This is a genomic window from uncultured Methylobacterium sp. (assembly GCF_964242245.1).
Taxonomy (GTDB): domain Bacteria; phylum Pseudomonadota; class Alphaproteobacteria; order Rhizobiales; family Beijerinckiaceae; genus Methylobacterium.
This window is the reverse complement of record NZ_CAXTBY010000014.1, coordinates 18,314-39,451: the sequence shown is the minus strand read 5'-3', so window position 1 is coordinate 39,451 and position 21,138 is coordinate 18,314. Positions and strand designations below refer to the sequence as shown.

Genomic DNA, 21,138 nt, shown 5'->3' with positions numbered 1-21,138 from the left:
CGACGCGCCATCCCGCCGCCGACGGGATGGCGCGTCGGTGAGGAGAATACTCAATCCTGGAGGTGTGGGTCCGGCGGCAAAGAAGCTCGCCGGGACCGCACTTTCGTTCGTCGTAGCCGTCGCGGTTCCGGCAATCGCTTCGACAGCGCTCGCCGTGCTTGAGACGATCATGAGGGTGCTGCCATGATCGACCCCCGCCTCGCGGGCCGGCTGAGCTTCGCGCATCGGTTGCCGACCAAGGCGCCCCTGCCCATGGGTCGGAACGCGCTCGGGCTCTTCGCGGAGCGCGACCCGATCCTCTTCGTTCCGGACGGCCTCGACGCGCGCAGGCCGACGCCGCTGATGGTGCTGTTCCACGGCGGCGGCGGCAGTGCGGCGAGGATTCTGCCGATGTTCGAGGCGCACGCGGCGGCGAACGGCTTCCTGCTGCTGGCGCCGCAATCCCTGTTCCCGACCTGGGACATCGTCATCGCCGGCCATGGCCCGGATCGCGAGCGGCTCGACGCCGCGCTCGCCGAGGTCGCCTCGCGCTTCCTGCTCGATCCCGGCCACCTCGCCCTTGCCGGACATTCCGACGGCGGCAGCTACGCCCTGTCGCTCGGCCTCACCAACGGCTGCGTCGTCACGCACCTGATCGTCTCGTCGGCCGGCTTCATGTCCGTGCTCGTGCAAGCGGGCGCGCCGCGCATCTTCCTCTCGCACGGCACCCGGGACGAGCAGATCCCGATCGATCGCAGCGCCCGCGCCCATGCCGCCCGGCTGCGGGATGCGGGCTACGACGTGACCTACGTCGAGTACGACGGTCCCCACGCCTACGAGCCCGGCGTCGTGGCGCGCGCCGTGACGTTCTTCCTGGCGGACCCCTCGACGCTCGCGCCCTGACGGGCCGTTTCAGAGCGCTCTCCGACGAAATGGACGCCTGTTCTTCGTCGGAAGAGCGCGACACAACAAGGACTAAGAGACGTGATCCGATCCAATGTGATCGGGCACTGCTGCGCGACGCGCTCGCTCCGGATCGCGCGTCGGAATGGCGACGCTCGTGCCCGCGTGCCCCTCGCGGCCAGCGGGCGGCGGGCAAACGCAAGCGGCGCGCCGGAGGGCGCGCCGCTTCGTCGTCAACGCGAACGCTTCGGGCTCAGACGGCCTTTTCCTGATGCAGCATCTCGATCTGCTGCTCGCTGTAGCCGAGGCTGGCCAGCACCTCGTCGGTATGCTCGCCCAGCAGCGGGGAGGACTTGATGTCGACCTTCATGTCCGAGAACTTGATCGGGCTGCCGACCGTCAGGTACGTGCCGAGCTTCGGGTGCTGCACCTCGACGACGGTGCCGCTCGCCCGCAGCGACGGGTCGGCGGCGATCTCCTTCATGGAGAGCACCGGCGAGCACGGGATGTCGAACTTCCGCAGGATGTCGACCGCCTCGAACTTGGTCTTGTCCGCCAGCCACACCTCGATCGTGCCGAAGATGTCCATGATCTTGTCCTGGCGCGCCCGGGCGGTGTTGTAGGCCGGATCGTTGATCCACGCCTCCTTGCCGATCGCCTTGCAGATCGGGGCCCAGGCATGACCCTGGATCGTGAAGTAGATGTAGGCGTTCGGGTCGGTCTCCCAGCCCTTGCACTTCAGCACCCAGCCCGGCTGGCCGCCGCCGCCGGCATTGCCGCCGCGGGGCACGACATCGCTGAACTCGCCGTGCGGATATTGCGGGTACTCTTCGAGGTAGCCCAGGGCATCGAGGCGCTGCTGGTCGCGCAGCTTCACGCGGCAGAGGTTGAGCACCGAATCCTGCATGGAGACGGCGACCTTCTGGCCCTTGCCGGTCTTGTTGCGCTGGTGCAGGGCGGTCAGGATGCCGATCGCGAGGTGCATGCCGGTGTTGGAGTCACCGAGCGCGGCGGCGCTGACGGTCGGGGGACCGTCCCAGAAGCCGGTCGTCGAGGCAGCCCCGCCCGCGCACTGCGCGACGTTCTCGTAGACCTTCAGGTCCTCGTAGTGGTGGCCGTCGCTGAACCCCTTCACCGAGGCGACGATCATGCCGGGGTTGAGTTCGTTGATCCGCGGCCAGGAGAAGCCCATGCGGTCGAGGGCGCCGGGGCCGAAGTTCTCGACCAGCACGTCGGAGTCCTTGATGAGCTTCTCGAGGACTTCCTTGCCCTGCGCGGTCTTCGTGTCCAGCGTCAGCGAGCGCTTGTTGCTGTTGAGCATGGTGAAGTACAGGGCATCGGCATCCTCGACGTGGCGAAGCTGCGAGCGCGTAACGTCGCCGGATCCCGGGCGTTCGACCTTGATCACGTCGGCGCCGAACCACGCCAGCAACTGGGTGCAGGCGGGACCGGCCTGAACGTGGGTGAAATCGATGATCTTGATGCCTTCAAGTGGTTGGCTCATCCTGGCTTTTCCTCTCACGTGTTCTGATCATAGGTGGCTGAAAACCGATCAGCCGTCGTCCGACACTCGAAAGCCCGGTCTTCTTCCGAACCTTCACCCCTGGCGCGTATCCCGCAGAGCTTCCAGTTCCCTGAGCCGCGCGCGCAGTTGCCGTTCCTCGTTCCACCGGCTCGTCTCGTCGCGGATCACCGCCGTGATGCCGGTCACGGTCCGCGCATCGTCGAAGAGGAGCCCGACCGTGAACGCGATCGACAAGGTGTGGCCGTCCTTGTGCACCGCCGGAACCCGCAGCACGTCGCTGCCGTAGCGCGTGACGCCGGTCTGCACGGTCGTGTGGTAGCCGTCCCAGTGGCGCCGACGGTGACGATCCGGCGTAATCAGGTCCAGCGTTCGACCGAGAGCCTCTTCCTCCGTAAACCCGAAGATCCGCTCGGCGGCCGAATTCCAAACCACGATTGATCCGTGCGCATCCGAGACCACGACGGCGTCGCCGACGTTGGACACGAGTTGCTCGAAATCGACGACTTGCGACATGACAACGCGAATCCGTGCCCCGAAGCTTGCATGTCCAACCGGCCGGAAACTCAATCCGGTTTGGCCCCACGCGCGTTCGGAAAGGTCCTGACTTTTCTCGATGTATCCTCGGAGATGAGACGCGAAGCGTCGGCGATGACGATGTCCGCACGGCCATGAGCGATGTCGCGCTGATCTCCTTCCCGCATCAGGCCCGGCCTTCAGTCCGCACGCGCGACGCGCGATCGGACCGTTCCGACGCATTTTTCATGGTATCTGGTATGCCAAGCGCGCTCGCGCGTCAACAGTTCGGGTCCGGGATCGCCGCGGATTCGGGCCGCGCGGTCGTTTCGGTTCCGTGAGGTCCGGCGTCTTGCGGCGCGCGGATCGGAGCAGCAATCTTCGGCCTGGAACGGCGAGGATTATCGGGCGATGACGCCGGGGGAAGGTAGCGCGATGACGTCCGGACCGACGATCAGGATCAAGCAGGTTGAAAATTACGTGTTCACGGTCGATTTCGGCGGGAGCCTTCCCGATCTCGTCACGGACGAGGCGGAACCGATCGGCGGCGGACACGGTCCGTTTCCCGAACAACTGATCGCGGCCGGCGTCGCCAACTGCCTGTGCGCCAGCTTGGTCTTCGCGCTCGGGAAGTTCCGGCAGGACGGGCAGGGCGTCGAGGCCGAGGCCACCTGCCGGGTGGAGCGCAACGGAGAGGGGCGGCTCAGGATCTTCGGCATCGACGTGCAGATCAAGCTAGGCGCGGGAATGGCCGAACTGCCGCGCATCGACCGGGTGCTCGCCCAGTTCGAGCGGTTCTGCACGGTCTCCGAGAGCGTCAAGCTCGGCATACCCGTCGCCGTCGCGGTTCGGGACGGCAACGGCACGCTGTTGACGTAGATCGTTCCAGGTCCGGTTCGCGCGCACGAACGACACGGTTTCGAAGAGCAGCCTCACGAGGGGATTTCGATGCAGAAGGACGACGGTGAACGGGCAATGGCCCCCGAGGCGCTCGCCCACCTGTTTAATCGGCGGGCGAACGCGGGCGATGTCGAGGGCCTCGTCGCCCTCTACGAGCCGGATGCGGTGCTCGCCGCCGGCAGGATTGTGGCCACGGGCCATGCCGAGATCCGGTCCTTCTACGCCGACCTCCTGGCGCGGCGGTCCGAATTCCCGATGGCGGACGAACTCCCGGCGATTCGCAACGGCGGGCTCGCCATGACCTTCGCTCGGCTGCCGAACGGCACCATCTCGGTGGAGACCGCCCGCGAGCAGGCGGACGGATCGTGGCTGTGGATCATCGATCAGTTGAAGATCAAGCCGGCAGCGGAGCGCGCGTAGACGGAAAGCTCGCACCGCGCCTCTCCACCGCCCGAGGGTTTCACCGCGGATCGACGGCCTCCGTCAGGCCCGATAATAGTCCCGGTACCAGCGCACGAAGCGCGCGACGCCGGCCTCGATCGATGTCGCAGGCGCGAAGCCGACGGCGGCCGCGAGGGCGTCGACATCGGCGTAGGTCGCGGGCACGTCGCCGGCCTGCATCGGCAGCATCTCCTTGATCGCCTTCCGCCCGAGGCTTTCCTCCAGCACCGCGATCAGCCGCAGAAGTTGCACGGGCTGATTGTTGCCGATGTTGTAGAGGCGGTAGGGCGCCGTGCTGGTGCCGGGGTCGGGATGCGCTCCGCTCCAGGCCGGGTTCGGCTCGGGGTGATGATCGCCGATGCGGACGACGCCGTCGGCGACGTCGTCGATGTAGGTGAAGTCGCGCTGCATCAGCCCGTGGTTGAACACCTTGATCGGCTCGCCCGCGAGGATCGCCTTCGTGAACAGGAACAGCGCCATGTCCGGCCGGTACCACGGGCCGTAGACCGTGAAGAAGCGCAGGCCCGTGGTCGGCAACCCGTAGAGGTGGCTGTAGGAATGGGCGAACAGCTCGTTCGACTTCTTGGTGGCCGCGTAGAGGCTGACGGGATGGTCGACGTTGTCGTGGACCGAGAACGGCATCTTGGTGAGCGCGCCGTAGACCGAGCTCGACGAGGCGTAGACGAGGTGCTCGCAGCCGCCGTGGCGGCAACCTTCCAGGACGTTGAGGAACCCGTCGACGTTGCTGCGGGCGTAGGCCCGTGGGTTCGTGAGCGAGTAGCGCACGCCGGCCTGCGCGGCGAGGTGGATCACGAGCCGGAACCGGTGCTCCGCGAAGAGCGCGGCCACCGCTGCGTCGTCGGCGATGTCCATCCGCACGAAGCGGAAGCCCGGATGCGCCGTGAGGCGGTCGAGGCGCGCCTGCTTGAGCGCGACGTCGTAGTAGTCGTTCAGGTTGTCGATGCCGATCACCGTCCGCCCGGCCGCGAGGTACCGCTCGGCGACGTGCAGGCCGATGAACCCGGCGGCCCCCGTGATCAGTACCGGATCCATCCTCGTCCGCCCCTCTCGCGGCGCCCCCGCCGGGTGCCGGCCCCGCGCTCCCTGCGGGCTCGATGCACGGATGTTCGCACCCCCGCCACCGGCGCAGGGCCGGATCGAGCCGGTCCGCCGCTGGCGCGTACCTGACCACAGGCGACGGCATCGTCAACGGAAGCGCGAGCCCGCGCCGCTCCTTGCCGCCGATCGGCCGGAGCACACCCCGACAAGGGGAGCCCGGTTCGCCGACCCATCGGCACGCGCCTCATGATCCTCACGGCAAAGCGATCGTTCAACGTCGGCTAATTAAGGATCGGGTAACCACGGCGAACGAAAACGGGCCTCGGCGGGAGGCGGCGCTTGCCTCACGTTCGATCGTTCGCACGCGGTGAAACCGAGATGGCCCCCGGTTACCTGATCGCCCTCTGCCTCGACGCCGCCGGCGTGCTCGGACTCGGGCTCGGCCTCACGGTGCTCCGCGCCGAGCGCCGGGCAAGGGCGGGCGAACTGGCACGCTTCCTCCGGTCAGGCCAAGCTAGCGATGCGGTGCCGTTCCGCGTCGCGCCGCCACCGCGCACCCGCGCCATGCCGTCGGTGCGCATGCGCACGGCGGCGGCGACCAGCGCGTCCGCGGTCGACGCCTCCGACGCGCTCGCGGCCCTTCGAAGCGCGTACGCGGCACCGGCCCGTTAGGACTACCTTAATGTTTGATCCTGGGTTTTGATGGTGCCGTGCAGCGTTATCAAACGTCGCGCGTGGGCAGGCATCACAGTAAAGCGTGATAGGGATGATACCGAAGCGTATCACCCTCGACGATCTCAGCTTGGTCTTCGTGAAGCTCGGCCAAGCCATCGCTCTCGGTCAGCGACGTCAGCATCGCGGCTCCATCGCGAGGAAATTTTCGTGCCTCCCGGGTGCCATCCGATGCTAGACCGAGGCTGACCCGAACAAACTCGCGACGACCCAGGCGCTTCCGATGCCTGAAGGCTGCCGTGACGTATTCGCCCTGCGAAGGTTCGTACACCTCGCCGCCGAGCCGTGCGAGCAGGGGACGCACGACGAACAGCAGCGTCACGTAGACGGCAACGGGATTCCCGGGAAGCCCGAGGAACGGCTTTCCCCCGATCAGCCCCATCGCGACCGGCCGTCCGGGCTTGATCGCCAAGCGCCAGACCACCAAGCGGCCAACCGCTTCGACCGCGGCCTTCACGTGATCTTCGTCGCCCGTCGAGACCCCGCCGGACGTCAGGATCAGATCGTGATCGGCTGCGGCTGCGGCGAGCCGTTCGGCGAGCAGGCTGCGCTCGTCCGGGATGATGCCGAGATCGCTGACCTCGGCACCCAGCCGGTTCAAGAGGGCCGCCAGGAGCACGCGATTGGAGTCGTAGATCGCGCCGGACCGCAAAGGTTTGCCGGGCTCGATCAGTTCGTTCCCCGTCGAGAACAATGCGATGCGGAGCCTGCGCCTCACACGCAGGCTTCGAACGCCGACGGCTGCCGCCAAGGCGAGGTCCTGCGGACGAAGACGGCGTCCGCCCTTGATGACGACCATCCCTTCGCCGGCATCCTCGCCGGCCTGTCGGCTGTTTGCTCCGCGCTTCAGTCCCGGCGGCAGCGAGACCTGCCCGTCGCCCAGCTCCCGAACATCCTCCTGCATGAAGACCGTGTCGGCGCCCACCGGCATCGGCGCACCGGTGAAGATCCGCGCCGCGGTGCGCGCCGTGACGGCACCGAGGGCCGAATCCCCGGCGGCGATGCGGTCCGTGACGGGAAGGACCGTGGCTTCGTCCGGGGTGAGATCGGCGAAGCGGACCGCGTAGCCGTCCACGGCAGAGTTTGAGAACGGCGGCAGGTTGATCCGCGCCGTGCAGTCCTCGGCGAGCACCCTGCCGTCCGCAGCAACCAGGGACACGGTCTCGGCATCGGCGATGACGGGCACGCGCTCCCTCAGGAGCGCGACGGCCTCTTCAATCGCCATCGAGCGACCGCCGAACGCGAAGCAGTCGTCGCTAAGCTGCACCATACGTCTCAAGCTCTGTCAGGGTGGACGCGATCGGCCCGGCCTTAGCGACCATGACGCCGGCAACGGCTTCGAGGTTGTCCAGACCTATCACCGGAACGCCCGCCATCGGAAACGGTCGCCGGCGACGACCATGATCAAGGGGGCGTCGGGGTGCAGCGGAGGCCGCGCGATCGCTCTCAAGCTTCCGGATCGTCCTCCGCCTGAGTGATCCTTCCCTGATCGCCGAGTTGCCCGGCCCGGGACGTCGGGTCGAGCCGATGCATCGCGGCAGGATCACGCGGGCGGACGCGGCGGCGTGATCGCATCGCGGGGGTCGTCGGAAACGGGAGAAACCATGCTGCCTCGATGCCTTGCAGCATGGTTCCGCCCCCGGCTCTCAAGTCCCGTGGACAGCGTCGACGCTGGGCCTGAGTGCGCCGGTGCGCGCGTGGAAGTCCGGCCCGTTGGTCGTCCGGGCCACGTGTCCGGCGCGCACCAGGAAATCCCCGAAATGCTCACCCGGCGTCCGTCCCGCGGCATAATCCGCAAACAGAGGATCCAGGACGCCGCAAATCTCGGACGCGGCAACATCTTCCCGATAGAGCTTGCCCAGCCGCGAGCCGTCGAAGGCCGCGCCGAGATAGAGGTGGTAGCGCTCGGGGCCGCGGCCGACGAGACCGATCTCGGCGATGAAGGGCCGGGCGCAGCCGTTCGGGCAACCGGTCGAGCGGATCGTGATCTCGTCGTTCTCAAGACCGTGGCGGGCTAGGCTTCCTTCCAACTCGGTCATCAGGTCGGGCAGGTAGCGCTCGCTCTCGGCCAGCGCGAGGCCGCAGGTCGGCAGCGCGACGCAGGCCATGGAGTTGCGCCGCAGCGCGCCGGCGCCCTTGGTCAGGCCGTACGCGTCGACCAGCGTCTCGATCTCGGCCCGCTTGCCGTCCGGCACGTTGGCGATAATGACGTTCTGGTTGCCGGTGAGCCGGAAGTCGCCCTCGTGTACCGCCGCGATGCGGCGGAGCCCCGAGAGGAACTGCGCGCCGCCCTCGATGTCCTTGATCCGGCCGGACGGGACGTAGAGGGTGAGGTGGTGGCGTCCGTCATCCCCCGACGCCCAGCCGTAGCGGTCGCCGTTGCCGGTGAACGCGAAAGGCTTCGGCTCGGCGAACGTCTTGCCGATCCGGGCTTCGACCTCGGCCCGGAACGCCTTCAGGCCGTAGCGCTCGATCGTGTACTTGAGCCGCGCGTTCTTGCGGTTCTTGCGGTTGCCCCAGTCGCGCTGCACCGTCATCACGGCCTCCGCCACCTTCACGGCGTCGCCCGGCTTGCAGAACAGCATCAGGTCGGCGGTGCGCGGGAAGGTGTCGGGCTCGCCGTGGCTCATGCCCATGCCGCCGCCGACGGTGACGTTCCAACCGGTGAGCCGCTGCTTCTTGTCGAGGATGGCGATGAAGCCGAGGTCATGCGCGAACACGTCGACCTCGTTCGAGGGCGGCACGGCGACGACGACCTTGAACTTCCGCGGCAGGTAGGTGCGGCCGTAGACCGGCTCGAACTCCTCCTCGCCGCCGACGACCCGCTCGCCGTCGAGCCAGATCTCGCGCCACGCGTTGGTCTTCGGCAGGAGCGAATCCGAGATCTCCTTGGCGAGACCGTAGGCCGCGGCGTGCGCGTGGACCTGCGCCGGGTTGGTCGCGGCCATGACGTTGCGGTTGACGTCGCCGCAGGCGGCGATGGTGTCGAGCAGCGCGGCGTCGATCGCGGCCATGGTCCGCTTGAGGTTCGACTTGATCACGCCGTGATACTGGAAGGTCTGGCGCGTCGTCGCGCGGATGGCGTCGCCCGCATAGGTCGTGGCGATCTCGTCGAGGATCAGCCACTGCTTCGGGGTGACCACACCGCCCGCGATCCGCAGGCGGATCATGAAGGCGTAGGCCTTGTCGAGCTTCTTCTTCGCGCGCTCGGGCCGCAGGTCGCGGTCGTCCTGCAGGTACATCCCGTGGAACTTCACGAGCTGCCCGTCATCCTCGGAGATCGCGCCGGTGGCGTGCTTCAGGAGCCCGTCGGCGAGCCCGCCGCGCAGGTAGCCGCTGGCGATCTTGATGTGCTCGTTGTGGGCCAGACCCGCGGCGTGCGCGGCCTCGGCCTCGTCGATGGGCCGCGTGGTCGGCGGGGTCTCGTAGACGCGCTCGAGGGAAGGCTTGAGGTCGTCCATGGTGAGTGTCCGTCTTAATCAATTACTTCGGGTCCCACCGCCCCCTCTCCCCTCTGCGGGAGAGGGTGGCCTGCGCAACGGGTCGGGAGAGGGGAGCGCCGTATCCAGAAAGGGCGCACCCCTCTCCCGACCCTCGCTCACGCGAGGGCCACCCTCCCCCGCAGAGGGGGGAGGGGATGCACGGCGGCGCTAGTACACGTCCTGCTGATAACGCCCGGCGCGCTCAAGTGCCGACACCGTTGCTGCGGCATCGTCGGCACTCAGGCCCTTCACCTCGGCATAGGCCCGCGTGACGGCGATGCGCACGTCCTTGGCCATCGCCTTGGCGTCGCCGCAGACGTAGAGGTGGGCGCCGCCGTCGAGCCACGCCACCAACTCCTTGCGGTGCTGGTCGATCCGATCCTGGACGTAGAGCTTCTCGGGCTGGTCGCGGGAGAAGGCCACGTCGATCCGTGTCAGCGACCCGTCCTCCAGGGCCTCCTGCCACTCGAGCTGGTAGAGGAAGTCGTGGGTGAAGCGCCGGTCGCCGAAGAACAGCCAGGATCGACCCACCGTGCGGCCGGCGGCCGCGACGGCGCGGCGCTCCTGGACAAAGGCGCGAAACGGCGCGACGCCGGTGCCGGGGCCGACCATGACGATGTCGGTGGCCGGGTCCGCCGGCAGGCGGAAGTGGCGGTTGGGCTTCAACCGCACCCGCAGCTTCGCGCCGTCCTTCATCCGGTCCGCAACGTGGGTCGAGGCGACGCCGCCGCGCGCCCGGCCGTGGCTCTCGTAGCGCACCGCGGCGATGGCGAGGTGGACCTCGTCGCCGACCTCGCGGCGCGACGAGGCGATCGAGTAGGCCCGCGGGGGCAGCGGCCGAGTAATCGCCGCGACGTGGTCGGCGGTCAGCGCCGCCGGATAGGTCTCGATCAGATCGATGAGGTGGCGGCCCTCGATCCAGGCGCGCGCCTGCCCGCTCTCGATCAGCCGCCGCGCATCCGCGTGGCCGGTCGCCGTCACGAAGCGCTCGACGGTGGCCGTCGACAGGGTGGTGATGTCGCGCTCCGACAGCAGCGCACGGCGCAGGGCGTCGTCGCCGGACAGCCCCGTCGCCGTCAGGATCTCCTCGACCAGCGCGGGATCGTTCTCGGGGTAGAGCTCCAGCGAATCGCCGGGCTCGTAGGCCGGCGCGCCGTCCTCGAATGCCAGCGCGAGGTGGATCGTCTCCTTGTCGGAGCGCGACGAATTCAGGTTCACGTGCTCGACCACCTCGACGACGACCGGATCGCGGCTCGGCTCGGCATCCGCGTCGTCGGCCGCGGCTGCGCGGGCGAAATCGACGGCCACGACGTTGTCGGCGGGCGCCGGCGCCAGGGCCTTCAGCGTCGCCTTGATCCAGTCGGCGGCGGGCGTCTCGAAATCGAGGTCGAGGTCGGCCCGCGCCGCCGCGCGCCTGCCGCCCAGCGCCTCGAACCGGGCGTCCAGCGCCTTCCCGGTCGCGCAGAACTCGGCGTAGGACGTGTCGCCGAGCGCCAGCACTGCGAATTCCATCCCGTCGAGGCGCGGGGCCGCATCCCCCATGAGGTCGCCGTAGGCCCGGATGGCCCGGGCCGGCGGCTCGCCCTCGCCCCAGGTCGCGGCGATGGCGACGAGCTTGCCCGCACGCGGAAGGGTCGCGACGTCGAGGTCGGCAAAATCCACGACCTTCGGCTTGAAGCCTTGTTTCCGCGCGAGCTTGGCGACATCGGAGGCCAAGCGCTCGGAATTGCCCGACTCGCTGGCGTAGATGACGGTCAGCGGCTCGGACGCCTTCGGCTGGGCCGCCGGCGCCGCGGCCGGCTGGCCGCCGGCGGCGTCCATGCCAGCGAGGAAGCCCGCGAGCCACGCCCGCTGAACCGCGGTGGCGCCCGCGAGCACCGCGTCGAGGCTTGCGCGCTCGCTGTCGCCGAACGGTGCGCTGCGCGGGAGAAGGTTGAAGCGTGACATCGGAGATCCATGTCGGGAGCCGCAGGGCGCCTGTCAACGAAAAAACGTCCGCTTTACAGAACGCCCGAATTGGAGAAGAAGCCGTTCGCTATTGCGGTGCGAGAAAGAATATCATTCTCCCACCACCGAGAGGTTCGGCGGCGGCGCCGCGATCGGGCGCGGTCGCGCGGGCGGCGGCGGCAGCGGCAGCGCCGTGGTGGACTTCACCTTTTCCATGGCGAAGCGCGAGGTCACGTTCTTCAGGGGCAGGGTCGCGATCAGGCGCTTGTAGAAGCCGTCGTAGGCGCTCATGTCGGCGACGACCACGCGCAGCATGTAGTCGACATCGCCCGCCATGCGGTAGAATTCCAGCACCTCCGGCATCGCCGACACCGTGTCGGCGAAGCGCTCCAGCCACTCCCGCGAGTGGTCGGCGGTCTCGATCGAGACGAAGACGGTGAGCCCCAGTCCGAGCTTGGCCGGATCAAGCACCGCCACGCGCCGCTCGATCACCCCGTCGGCTTCCAGGCGCTGGATGCGCTTCCAGCACGGCGTCTGCGACAGGCCGACCCGGTCGCCGATCGCGGCGATCGACAGGGTCGCATCCGTCTGCAGCAGCGCCAAGATCTTCAGATCGATCGCGTCCAAGGCTCAACCTCGTGTTTCCGGCCGTCATGCCGTGCGGTCCATGCCGTGCGGTCACGGTACGTCCCTCGCAAGCTCGGCAGCGCGCCTGCGAGAAGGAACTTCTCGTCATCGTGCAACCGATCCGACCCGCGTCCGGTTGCCTGATCTGCGTGCTCCCGCAGTGCGGGACGCCGCAGCAGCCCGACTGGACGCCTTGACAGCGTTCGTTATAGCGAACATCTCGGATGTCAAATACCTCGATGACCGTGCCGTCGTCGACGCTGAACCCCTCGCGCAGTAACCATGACGTCTCCCACCTCCAGGCTCGCCGCCGACCTCGCCGCCGCCATGCGCGCGCGCGACCTTGCCGGCCGGATCGCCGTCATCGACGGCGCGCTGCCCGGCCGGATCGTCTTCACCACGAGCCTCGGCATCGAGGATCAGGCGCTGACCCACGCGCTCGCCAAGGCGCGGAGCCGCGCGGAGATCGTCACCCTCGACACCGGCAGGCTCTATCCCGAGACCTACGACGTCTGGACGGAAACCGAGGCGGCCTACGGCATCCGCATCCGCGCCTACGCGCCCGAGCGGACGGCGGAGGAGGCGTTCGTGCGCACGCGGGGCATCAACGGGTTCCGGCACTCGGTCGCCGCGCGGCAGGCCTGCTGCGGCTTCCGGAAGGTCGAGCCGCTGGGCCGAGCGCTGGACGGGGCGGCGGGCTGGCTCACGGGCCTGCGCGCCGGGCAATCGTCCGAGCGCGCCGCGACGCCGCTCGCCGCCTTCGACGAGGCCCGCGGCCTGATCAAGCTCAACCCGCTCGCGGACTGGACGCGGGACGATGTCGCGCGCTTCGTGCACGAGAACGGCGTGCCCTACAACGTCCTGCACGACCGCGGCTTCCCCTCGATCGGCTGCGCCCCCTGTACTCGGGCGGTGCGCGTCGGCGAGCCCGAGCGCGCCGGACGCTGGTGGTGGGAGCAGGAAGCCAAGAAGGAATGCGGCTTGCACCTCCCCACGTCCGACGCGCCCGCGTCGGACGCCGACGTGCGGCCGGGCCGGGAAGCGGCCGCGTTCGAGACCACGAGGACGGACATGCCGGAGATGGCCCGATGAGCGCCGCCCGCGCGAAGGATGACGGCATGATCCCGCGCCTGACCCACCTCCAGCGGCTGGAGGCCGAGAGCATCCACATCTTCCGGGAGACGGTCGCCGAGACCGAGAATTCGGTGATGCTCTACTCGATCGGCAAGGATTCCTCGGTGCTGCTGCACCTCGCGCTGAAGGCGTTCGCGCCCGGGCGGCTTCCGTTCCCCTTGATGCACATCGACACGACCTGGAAGTTCCGCGAGATGATCGCGTTCCGCGACGCGCGCGCGCGCGACCTCGGCCTGGAACTCATCGTCCACACCAATGCGGAGGGCTTGGCCCGCGGCGTCGGCCCGATCAGCCACGGCTCGGACGTCCACACCGACGTGATGAAGACGCAAGCCCTGCGGCAGGCGCTCGACACGCACCGGTTCGACGCGGCCTTCGGCGGCGCGCGGCGCGACGAGGAGGCGTCCCGCGCCAAGGAGCGGATCGTCTCGTTGCGCACCGCGCAGCACCGCTGGGACCCCAAGCGCCAGCGCGCCGAGCCCTGGCACCTCTACAACCTCAGGAAGAAGCGCGGGGAATCCCTGCGGGTCTTCCCCCTGTCGAACTGGACCGAACTCGACATCTGGCTCTACATCGAGCAGGAGCGCATCCCGATCGTGCCGCTCTACTTCGCCAAGCCGCGGCCCGTCGTCGAGCGCGACGGCCAATGGATCATGGTCGACGACGACCGCCTGCCGCTGAACCCGGGCGAGCGCCCGCAAGACCTCAGCGTCCGCTTCCGCACGCTCGGCGACTATCCGCTGACCGGCGCCGTCGAGAGCGAAGCCGACACGCTGCCCGCGATCATCGGCGAGACGCTCGCCGCCCGAACCTCGGAGCGGCAGGGCCGCGTGATCGACAAGGACGGCGCCGGCGCCATGGAGCGCAAGAAGCAGGAAGGCTACTTCTGATGACGATCCACCAGGCGCCGGAGGCGTTCGGCTACGAATCGTTCCTGGCCGCGCACCAGCGCAAGGAGGTGCTGCGCTTCATCGCCTGCGGCTCCGTCGACGACGGCAAGTCGACCCTGATCGGACGCCTGCTGCACGACACCAAGCAGATCTTCGACGACCAGATCACGGCGCTGCGGCGCGATTCGCGCCGGCACGGCACGCAAGGGGCGGAGATCGACCTGGCGCTGCTGGTCGACGGCCTCCAGGCCGAGCGCGAGCAGGGCATCACTATCGACGTCGCCTACCGGTTCTTCTCCACCGACAAGCGCTCGTTCATCGTCGCCGACACCCCCGGCCACGAGCAGTACACCCGCAACATGGCCACCGGCGCCTCGACGGCGGACGTGGCCGTGATCCTGGTCGACGCCCGCCAGGGCCTGACGCGGCAGACGCGCCGCCATGCGCTGCTGGTCGCGATGCTCGGCATCCGCCGCGTCGTGCTCGCGATCAACAAGATGGACCTCGTCGGCTGGTCGGAGGCCAAGTTCGACGCGATCGTGTCGGGATTTTCGGCCTTCACCGAGACCTTCGGTTTCGCCGAAATCCGGCCGATCCCGCTCTCGGCCAAGAACGGCGACAACGTCGTCCTGCCGGGCATCTCCGCGCCCTGGTACGGTGGCACGCCGCTGCTCGACTACCTCGAATCCGTACCCGTGCACGAGGAGGCGCTCACGGCGCCGTTCCGCATGGCGGTGCAGTGGGTCAACCGGCCGAACTCCGAGTTTCGCGGGTTCTCGGGGTTGATCGCCAGCGGCCGGTGCGCGGTGGGCGATGCGGTCACGGTGGCACCCTCCGGGCGCGGCACGACGATCGGCCGCATCGTCGGTCCCGACGGCGACCTCGCCTCGGCCCAGGAGGGACAGTCGGTCACCCTGGTGCTCGCCGACGAGGTCGACGCCTCGCGTGGGAGCGTCCTCGCCGCGGCGGCTCACCCGATGCAGGTCTCGGACACCCTGGCCGTCCGCCTGTTCTGGGCCGCCGAGACCGAGCTGGTCCCCGGCGCGACGCTGCTCGCCAAGATCGGTACGGTCACGGTCAGCGCCGTCGTCGCCCAGATCCGCAGCCGGATCGATCCGGAGACCGGCAAGCCGGGACAGGCAGACAAGCTCGTCGCCAACGACATCGCCGACGTGACGCTCAAGCTCGACCGCGCCGTGGCCTTCGACCCCTACGCCGAGACCCGCGACACCGGCGGCCTGATCCTGATCGACCGGGAGAGCACCGACACGGCGGCGCTGGGCCTGATCCAGGCACGGGCACGCGAGGCGGGCCCGGAGGGCGCGGGGCCCACGCGCGGCCTGCTTGCCGCCCTGAAGCGCCTGCTCCGCGGCTAGGCTGGCCCCGTGCGAGAGGATGCGATCCTGCAATCCTCGAAGGATCGCAGGATCGATCCGGCGAGGTCCGCGTGCGCGGCCGCCGCTTACGCCAGCGTGACGTGCAGCTCGCCGAGCCCCTCCAGGCTGGAGACGATCGCGTCGCCGGGCTTGAGCCACGCCCGCTCGGCCCGCGGGATCTTCTCGCCGAAGATGACGCCTTGCGGCGTGCCGGTGTAGAAGATGTCGCCGGGCTTGATGGTCATCACCTTCGAGGCGAAGCTGATGAGCTGGCGGCAGTTGAAGATCATGTCGCTGGTGGTCCAGTCCTGGCGTACTACGCCGTTCACCTTGGTGACGAGGCGCAGGTTATTTGGATCGGGCACCCGGTCGCTGGTGACGAGGTAGGGGCCGAGCGGCGCGAAGCCGTCCGAGGTCTTGCCGATCATGAACTGCGAGGTCAGCGTCTGGAGGTCGCGGGCGCTGAAGTCGTTGCCGGTCGCGTAGCCCGCCACGTAGTCCAGCGCCTCGGCCTCCGAGATGTCGCGGCATTCGCGGCCGAACACCATCACCAGTTCGGTCTCGTAGTCGAACTCGCGGGCGGCGTGCGTTGGCAGGGTGATCGTCCCGCCGTGATGGTTGAGGGTGTTGTTGTACTTGTTGAACAGCGGCGGGTCCTTCGGGACCGGCGTGCCGGTCTCCTCGGCGTGCTTGCGGTAGTTGAAGCCCATCATGATGATCTTCTCCGGCCGGGTGACGAGGGGGCCGTAGGCGATCGTCGCCTCCTCGATCATGAGGCGCGGATCCGGCGCCGCGTCCACCGCGTCGATCAGGGCGCGCAGCATCGGCCCCTTCCCGGCCTGGAGCAGGTCGTCCATGTCGGTCGGCACCGGCATGCCGAGCGCCTTCCCGGCAGCGGCGACGTCGAGCACGCCGTCCTTGTTCTTGACCCCGAGGGTGAAGCCGCCGCCGCGGCGCATGTTGATGAGCGTCATGTCGCGCGGCATGCCGAACGGCGCCGGGGCGCCCGAAGCCTTCTCGGCCGCGGCGGCCGGCGACGCCACCGCCGCGGCGGCGAGAGCCGCGGTCGCCTTCAGGAAATCGCGTCGGTCGCTCATCCTCGTCTCCCTGGATCGCCGGCATCCGGCGTGAGCCTCATTCGGGGCGTTCGGTGCCCGACGCGCTGCCGCGCCGGGACCGTCAGCATGCGCCGATCCGCTGCCGGTGTCAGGCGGCGGAGGATCGGCCGGGCGACATCGCCGCGCGGTTGTCCGGAGGTCAGGCGGCGCGGACGCTTGCCATGCTCCAAGCCTGCGCGAGGAGCGCGTAGGAACGCCGGCGCGCGCCCTGGTCGGGGATGGCGCAGACGACCATGAGTTCGTCTGCGCGCGTCGCCTCGGCGAGCGCGCCGAGGGTGGCGCGGAGCGTTTCCGGCGACCCGACATGGAGCCGGTCGCGACCGCGCGCGATCCGCGCACGCTCGGCCTCGCTGTAGGGATAGGCTTCGGCCTCGGCGAGCGTCGGGATCGGCGCGTATTCGCCGCGCTCCCTGCGAAGCGTGGCGAGCTGGGTGCTCAGCGCGAGGCGCTCGGCCTCCCCATCCGTCCCGGCGCAGATCGCGGCCACCGCGAGGATCGCGTGCGGTCCCTCGCCCCAGCGCGACGGCCGGAATAGGCGGCGGTAGTCCAGCATGGGCCCATGCGCATCGAAGGCGGAGAAATGCTGCGCGAAGGCGAAGCCCATGCCGAGGCGGCCGGCGAGGTTCGCGCTGTAGTCGGACGAGCCGAGCAGGAAGATCGGCGGCAGCGGCACGCCCGCGGGCATCACCGCGACGGCGTTGAACGGATGGCCCTCGGGAAACCCGTCGGTCTCCCACAGCATCAGCTCCTGCAGACGGTCGAGGAAGTCGTCGCCGCCGCGGGGCGCCTCGCGGCGGCGCAGCGCCTGCGCGGTGATCCCGTCGGTGCCCGGAGCCCGCCCGAGTCCGAGGTCGATCCGGCCCGGAAACAGCGCCTCCAGCACCTTGAAGCGCTCGGCTACCATCAGCGGCGCGTGGTTCGACAGCATGATCCCGCCCGAGCCGACGCGGAGCCTGCGCGTCGCCGCCGCGATCTGGCCGACCATGATGTCGGGGGCCGGGCTCGCCACCGAGGGCAGGGCATGGTGCTCGGCGAGCCAGTAGCGCGCGTAGCCGAGCCCGTCGACGTGGCGGGCGAGGTCGAGGGAATCACGCAAGGCCTGGGCGGGCGTCGAGCCGGAACTCACGAAGGACAGGTCGAGGACGGAGAGCTGCGTCATGGACGGCAGATGGGGTCGCACGAACCGACCGTCGAGGCGACCGGCGGATGGGAGCGTTGCACGCGACGCGTGACGATCCGCCCCGGGCCCCGGACCGGCGCCTTGCCCACCTTCCGGCCCGCGACTAGGGTCCGCGCCGCCGCTAACCGGCCGCGAAACACCAGGAACCGGAGCACCGCCCCATGGGCTTTCTCGCCGACGCCCTCTCGCGCGTAAAACCCTCCGCGACGATCGCGATGACGCAGAAGGCGCGCGACCTGAAAGCCGGCGGCATGGACGTGATCAGCCTGTCCGTCGGCGAGCCGGACTTCGACACGCCCGAGCACATCAAGCAGGCGGCGGTCGAGGCAATCACCCGCGGCGAGACCAAGTACCCGCCGGTCTCCGGCATCGTGCCCCTGCGCGAAGCCATCGTGAAGAAGTTCAGGCGCGAGAACGGCCTCGACTACAAGGTCTCGCAGACCATCGTCGGCACCGGCGGCAAGCACGTGATCTACAACGCGCTCCTCGCGACGCTGAACCCCGGCGACGAGGTGGTGGTGCCGCGCCCCTACTGGGTGTCCTACCCGGAGATGGTGGTGCTGTGCGGCGGCACGCCGGTCTTCGCCGACACCGACATGGCGCACGACTTCAAGCTCCAGCCCGAGGAGCTGGAGCGGGTGCTCACGCCGAGGACCAAGTGGATCATCCTCAATTCGCCGTCGAACCCGTCGGGGGCCGCCTACGCGCACGACGAGCTCAAGGCGATCACCGACGTGCTGATGCGCTACCCCCACGTCTGGGTGCTCACCGACGACATGTACGAGCACCTGACCTACGGCGACTTCGAATTCGTGACGCCGGCGCAGATCGAGCCGGGCCTGTACGAGCGCACGCTCACAATGAACGGCGTCTCGAAGGCCTACGCGATGACCGGCTGGCGCATCGGCTACGCCGCCGGCCCGGAGACGCTGATCAAGGCGATGGACTTCGTGCAGGGCCAGCAGACATCCGGCGCGTGCTCGATCTCGCAATGGGCCGCGGTTGCGGCGCTCGACGGCACGCAGGCGCATCTGGCGACGTTCAAGGCGGCGTTCCAGGAGCGGCGCGACCTCGTCGTCTCGATGCTGAACCAGACCCAAGGCCTGCGATGCCCGACGCCGGAGGGCGCGTTCTACGTCTATCCGTCCTGCGCCGAGACGATCGGGCGCACGGCGCCTTCGGGCAGGACCATCGCGACCGACGCGGACTTCGTCACCGAACTGCTCCAGGCGCAGGGGGTCGCCGCCGTCCACGGCTCGGCCTTCGGCCTCGGTCCGAACCTGCGCATCTCCTACGCCACCTCGACCAAGGCGCTGGAGGAGGCATGCCACCGCATCCAGCGCTTCTGCGGATCGCTGCGGTAGGTCACGCGCTATCCCTTGGCCGGGGGGCGGTCCGGTGCGGTGCGGGCTCATCGGTCGACGCGAGGCAAGTTCATGCAGACCATCGCCGTGATCGCTCCGGGTGCCATGGGCAGTGCGGTCGCCGCGCGGCTGACCGGGCACGGCGCCCGCGTCCTGACCTCGCTCGCCGGGCGCAGCGCGACGACCCGCGCCCGGGCGCAGGCTGCCGGGATGGTCCACGCCGAGGACGCGGATCTCGTCCAGGCCGAGATCATCCTGTCGATCGTGCCGCCGGCGGACGCGACCGCGCTCGCCCGGCGCCTCGCACCCGCGCTCGCGGCAGCGGCGCGCAAGCCGGTCTACGTCGATGCGAACGCCGTCTCGCCGGAGACCCTGCGCGGCATCAGTGGCATCGTCGCCGAGGCTGGCGCGCCCTTCCTCGACGGGGCGATCCTCGGCCATCCGCCGAGGCCCGGCGCGGTCGGCCCGCGCATCTACGTGGCCGGGCCGGACACCGCCCCGGGACTGGCGCTGCGCGACCTCGGCCTCGACGTGCGCACCTGCGCGGGCGGGATCGGTGCCGCGTCCGCCCTCAAGATGAGCTACGCCGGCCTCAACAAGGGTCTGACGGCGCTCGCCGCCCTGATCGTGCTGGGAGCCGAGCGCGCGGGCGCGGGCGAGGCGCTCCGCGCCGAACTGGCCGAGAGCGAGCCGGAACTGCTCGCCCGCTTCGGTCGCGGCCTGCCCGACATGGTGCCGAAGGCCCACCGCTGGGTCGCGGAGATGGGCGAGATCGCCGGCTTCCTCGCGCCGGACGCGGCGGGCGGGCAGGTCTTCGCGGGCGCGGCCGACCTCTACGCCCGCCTGTCGCTGCCGGAGGCGGACGGGGAGGTCGCGACGCTGCGCGCCTTCGCCGAGGCCGCAGGCCGATCGTCGCGGAAGGCCTCGTAACCTGACGCTTCGGTTGCCGGCTCAAGCCTCTTCACCTACATCGGCGATCCCTGCAACCGATGCGCCTGAAGGTTTCGCGAGCCCGCTCGGGCCGGCATGGAAGCGGGGTCGGCAGTGACGGGGCGGCCCGGACCAGTTCTCTGGACCGTTCCCATGAATCCTGGTGGGCCGGGGTGCTGCAGGCGTGTCGGAGGCGCGGGGAACAGGAACCGCGGACCCGGCGCATGGCCCACGTTATTTCTCCCGATCTTCTGCTCCGTTCCGGGACGGCCCACGCCACGGCCGTTGCGGTTTGATTCACGCTCAACGGCGAGGGTGGTGACGGGTCGGGGAACCGATCCAGTATCACTTGCGTTCAGTCGAGCTTGACCATCATGCGGGGTCTCCTCACGGGCGGCGTCAAGGCGATCCTGGCGATCGCCGCGCTGTCCACCGCCGCCCACTGGGCCCTCCGCGTCCAGCGCGAGCCCACCTCGAGCACCCGGGCGCTCGCGAGCCTGCCGGACCCGGTCACCACGGGTTCGATCGAGCCGAGGCGGATGGAGCGCGGCCTGCCGCCGCAAGCTCCGAAAGCGTCCCTCGGCCTCGACCAGGACCACCTCGCGGCCCTGATCGCGACCACCACGGGGGCCAAACCGAAGCCGCAGAAGGTCGTCGCCAAGCGCTGAGCCGGGTCGACGCGCCCGCCGTCCGCAACAAGGGTTTCGTTTCCGGGACGCGGAGGCTTGCTCCGTCCCTGCGGAACCCGGGTGCCGGGCGGCCCGTTTCCCGTTCACACCCAAGATTGAACAGGAGGCATCGCATGGCCAATCCCGGCCTGCCGACACCCGACCCCGTGCCCGGCGATCTGCCGGCGCCGCCCCTGCCCGACGAGTTTCCCGATATCGGACCGACCGGCCCGCGCACGCCCTACCCCGTCAACGATCCCGGCATCGGCGAGCCGGGCGGACCGGGCTCGGAGCCCGACGTGTTCCCGGGTAGCCCGACCGATCCGGGCGTGCGGATGTAGCGCCGGCGCGCCTTGGGTCGTGCCCGATC

At 69.4% G+C, this 21,138-nt stretch carries 21 protein-coding genes; 12 read left to right on the top strand and 9 right to left on the bottom strand.

The window, feature by feature from the left end; all coding sequences use genetic code 11:
• The first annotated feature begins 183 nt into the window (after positions 1 to 183).
• Positions 184 to 882 (top strand): alpha/beta hydrolase, encoded by a 699-nt coding sequence (locus ACFE8Y_RS05720; RefSeq protein WP_375463431.1) that lies wholly within the window; start codon positions 184 to 186, stop codon positions 880 to 882.
• Between the two features lie 253 nt (positions 883 to 1,135).
• Here ACFE8Y_RS05720 and frc read toward each other — a convergent pair whose 3' ends face one another.
• The gene (frc, locus tag ACFE8Y_RS05715) at positions 1,136 to 2,386 is read right to left on the bottom strand and encodes a formyl-CoA transferase (RefSeq protein WP_375463430.1); all 1,251 of its coding nucleotides are present in this window, start codon (positions 2,384 to 2,386) and stop codon (positions 1,136 to 1,138) included.
• Positions 2,387 to 2,479: 93 nt separating this feature from the next.
• Complete coding sequence (locus tag ACFE8Y_RS05710; protein WP_375463429.1) at positions 2,480 to 2,920, bottom strand: PAS domain-containing protein; 441 nt, start codon at positions 2,918 to 2,920, stop codon at positions 2,480 to 2,482.
• Between the two features lie 155 nt (positions 2,921 to 3,075).
• Between ACFE8Y_RS05710 and ACFE8Y_RS05705 the strand changes: the two genes are divergently transcribed.
• From ACFE8Y_RS05705 to ACFE8Y_RS05695, 3 genes are all read left to right on the top strand, one after another.
• Positions 3,076 to 3,261: a hypothetical protein gene (locus ACFE8Y_RS05705; protein ID WP_375463428.1), complete on the top strand. Its 186-nt coding sequence runs from the start codon at positions 3,076 to 3,078 to the stop codon at positions 3,259 to 3,261.
• 94 nt (positions 3,262 to 3,355) lie between these two features.
• Positions 3,356 to 3,799, top strand: coding sequence for an OsmC family protein (locus ACFE8Y_RS05700; protein WP_375463427.1), 444 nt, complete (start codon positions 3,356 to 3,358; stop codon positions 3,797 to 3,799).
• Between the two features lie 69 nt (positions 3,800 to 3,868).
• Positions 3,869 to 4,240, top strand: coding sequence for a YybH family protein (locus ACFE8Y_RS05695; RefSeq protein ID WP_375463426.1), 372 nt, complete (start codon positions 3,869 to 3,871; stop codon positions 4,238 to 4,240).
• 63 nt (positions 4,241 to 4,303) lie between these two features.
• Here the strand turns inward: ACFE8Y_RS05695 and ACFE8Y_RS05690 are convergent, their stop codons facing one another.
• Positions 4,304 to 5,314: an NAD-dependent epimerase gene (locus ACFE8Y_RS05690; RefSeq protein ID WP_375463425.1), complete on the bottom strand. Its 1,011-nt coding sequence runs from the start codon at positions 5,312 to 5,314 to the stop codon at positions 4,304 to 4,306.
• Between the two features lie 384 nt (positions 5,315 to 5,698).
• Between ACFE8Y_RS05690 and ACFE8Y_RS05685 the strand changes: the two genes are divergently transcribed.
• A complete protein-coding gene (locus ACFE8Y_RS05685; RefSeq protein WP_375463424.1) occupies positions 5,699 to 5,992 on the top strand; it encodes a hypothetical protein in 294 nt (97 codons plus the stop codon).
• 73 nt (positions 5,993 to 6,065) lie between these two features.
• On the opposite strand, the gene glp is transcribed toward ACFE8Y_RS05685, so the two are convergent.
• The 4 genes from glp to ACFE8Y_RS05665 all read right to left on the bottom strand — a co-directional run bounded on the left by glp (position 6,066) and on the right by ACFE8Y_RS05665 (position 12,108).
• Positions 6,066 to 7,322: a gephyrin-like molybdotransferase Glp gene (gene glp / locus ACFE8Y_RS05680; protein WP_375463423.1), complete on the bottom strand. Its 1,257-nt coding sequence runs from the start codon at positions 7,320 to 7,322 to the stop codon at positions 6,066 to 6,068.
• Positions 7,323 to 7,698: 376 nt separating this feature from the next.
• Complete coding sequence (locus ACFE8Y_RS05675) at positions 7,699 to 9,513, bottom strand: NADPH-dependent assimilatory sulfite reductase hemoprotein subunit (RefSeq protein WP_375463422.1); 1,815 nt, start codon at positions 9,511 to 9,513, stop codon at positions 7,699 to 7,701.
• Between the two features lie 189 nt (positions 9,514 to 9,702).
• Positions 9,703 to 11,481, bottom strand: a complete 1,779-nt coding sequence (locus ACFE8Y_RS05670; protein WP_375463421.1) for a sulfite reductase flavoprotein subunit alpha — start codon at positions 11,479 to 11,481, stop codon at positions 9,703 to 9,705.
• A gap of 111 nt (positions 11,482 to 11,592) precedes the next feature.
• Positions 11,593 to 12,108 (bottom strand): Lrp/AsnC family transcriptional regulator, encoded by a 516-nt coding sequence (locus ACFE8Y_RS05665; RefSeq protein WP_375463420.1) that lies wholly within the window; start codon positions 12,106 to 12,108, stop codon positions 11,593 to 11,595.
• A 282-nt stretch (positions 12,109 to 12,390) separates the two neighbouring features.
• Here ACFE8Y_RS05665 and ACFE8Y_RS05660 point away from each other — a divergent pair, with 282 nt between their 5' ends.
• The 3 genes from ACFE8Y_RS05660 to ACFE8Y_RS05650 are packed head-to-tail and all read left to right on the top strand — an operon-like array spanning position 12,391 to position 15,508.
• The gene (locus tag ACFE8Y_RS05660) at positions 12,391 to 13,200 is read left to right on the top strand and encodes a phosphoadenylyl-sulfate reductase (RefSeq protein ID WP_375463419.1); all 810 of its coding nucleotides are present in this window, start codon (positions 12,391 to 12,393) and stop codon (positions 13,198 to 13,200) included.
• Entirely contained in the window at positions 13,197 to 14,132 is a 936-nt protein-coding gene (gene cysD / locus ACFE8Y_RS05655) for a sulfate adenylyltransferase subunit CysD (protein WP_375463418.1), read from the top strand. The genes ACFE8Y_RS05660 and cysD overlap by 4 nt, the downstream gene beginning before the upstream one ends.
• Positions 14,132 to 15,508 carry a sulfate adenylyltransferase subunit 1 gene (locus ACFE8Y_RS05650; protein ID WP_375463417.1) on the top strand — a complete coding sequence of 459 codons (1,377 nt, stop codon included), beginning with the start codon at positions 14,132 to 14,134 and terminating at the stop codon, positions 15,506 to 15,508. The genes cysD and ACFE8Y_RS05650 overlap by 1 nt, the downstream gene beginning before the upstream one ends.
• Before the next feature lie 86 nt (positions 15,509 to 15,594).
• Here the strand turns inward: ACFE8Y_RS05650 and ACFE8Y_RS05645 are convergent, their stop codons facing one another.
• Together ACFE8Y_RS05645 and ACFE8Y_RS05640 are read right to left on the bottom strand one after the other, a co-directional pair.
• A complete protein-coding gene (locus tag ACFE8Y_RS05645; RefSeq protein WP_375463416.1) occupies positions 15,595 to 16,605 on the bottom strand; it encodes a fumarylacetoacetate hydrolase family protein in 1,011 nt (336 codons plus the stop codon).
• A 160-nt stretch (positions 16,606 to 16,765) separates the two neighbouring features.
• Positions 16,766 to 17,785 carry an LLM class flavin-dependent oxidoreductase gene (locus tag ACFE8Y_RS05640; protein ID WP_375463415.1) on the bottom strand — a complete coding sequence of 340 codons (1,020 nt, stop codon included), beginning with the start codon at positions 17,783 to 17,785 and terminating at the stop codon, positions 16,766 to 16,768.
• Between the two features lie 182 nt (positions 17,786 to 17,967).
• On the opposite strand from ACFE8Y_RS05640, the gene ACFE8Y_RS05635 reads away from it, so the two are divergent.
• From ACFE8Y_RS05635 to ACFE8Y_RS05620, 4 genes are all read left to right on the top strand, one after another.
• Complete coding sequence (locus tag ACFE8Y_RS05635; protein WP_375463414.1) at positions 17,968 to 19,170, top strand: pyridoxal phosphate-dependent aminotransferase; 1,203 nt, start codon at positions 17,968 to 17,970, stop codon at positions 19,168 to 19,170.
• A 72-nt stretch (positions 19,171 to 19,242) separates the two neighbouring features.
• The gene (locus ACFE8Y_RS05630) at positions 19,243 to 20,100 is read left to right on the top strand and encodes a DUF1932 domain-containing protein (RefSeq protein WP_375463413.1); all 858 of its coding nucleotides are present in this window, start codon (positions 19,243 to 19,245) and stop codon (positions 20,098 to 20,100) included.
• Between the two features lie 374 nt (positions 20,101 to 20,474).
• Positions 20,475 to 20,768, top strand: coding sequence for a hypothetical protein (locus tag ACFE8Y_RS05625; RefSeq protein ID WP_375463412.1), 294 nt, complete (start codon positions 20,475 to 20,477; stop codon positions 20,766 to 20,768).
• A gap of 134 nt (positions 20,769 to 20,902) precedes the next feature.
• Positions 20,903 to 21,109 carry a hypothetical protein gene (locus tag ACFE8Y_RS05620; RefSeq protein WP_375463411.1) on the top strand — a complete coding sequence of 69 codons (207 nt, stop codon included), beginning with the start codon at positions 20,903 to 20,905 and terminating at the stop codon, positions 21,107 to 21,109.
• The last annotated feature ends 29 nt before the right edge of the window (positions 21,110 to 21,138 follow it).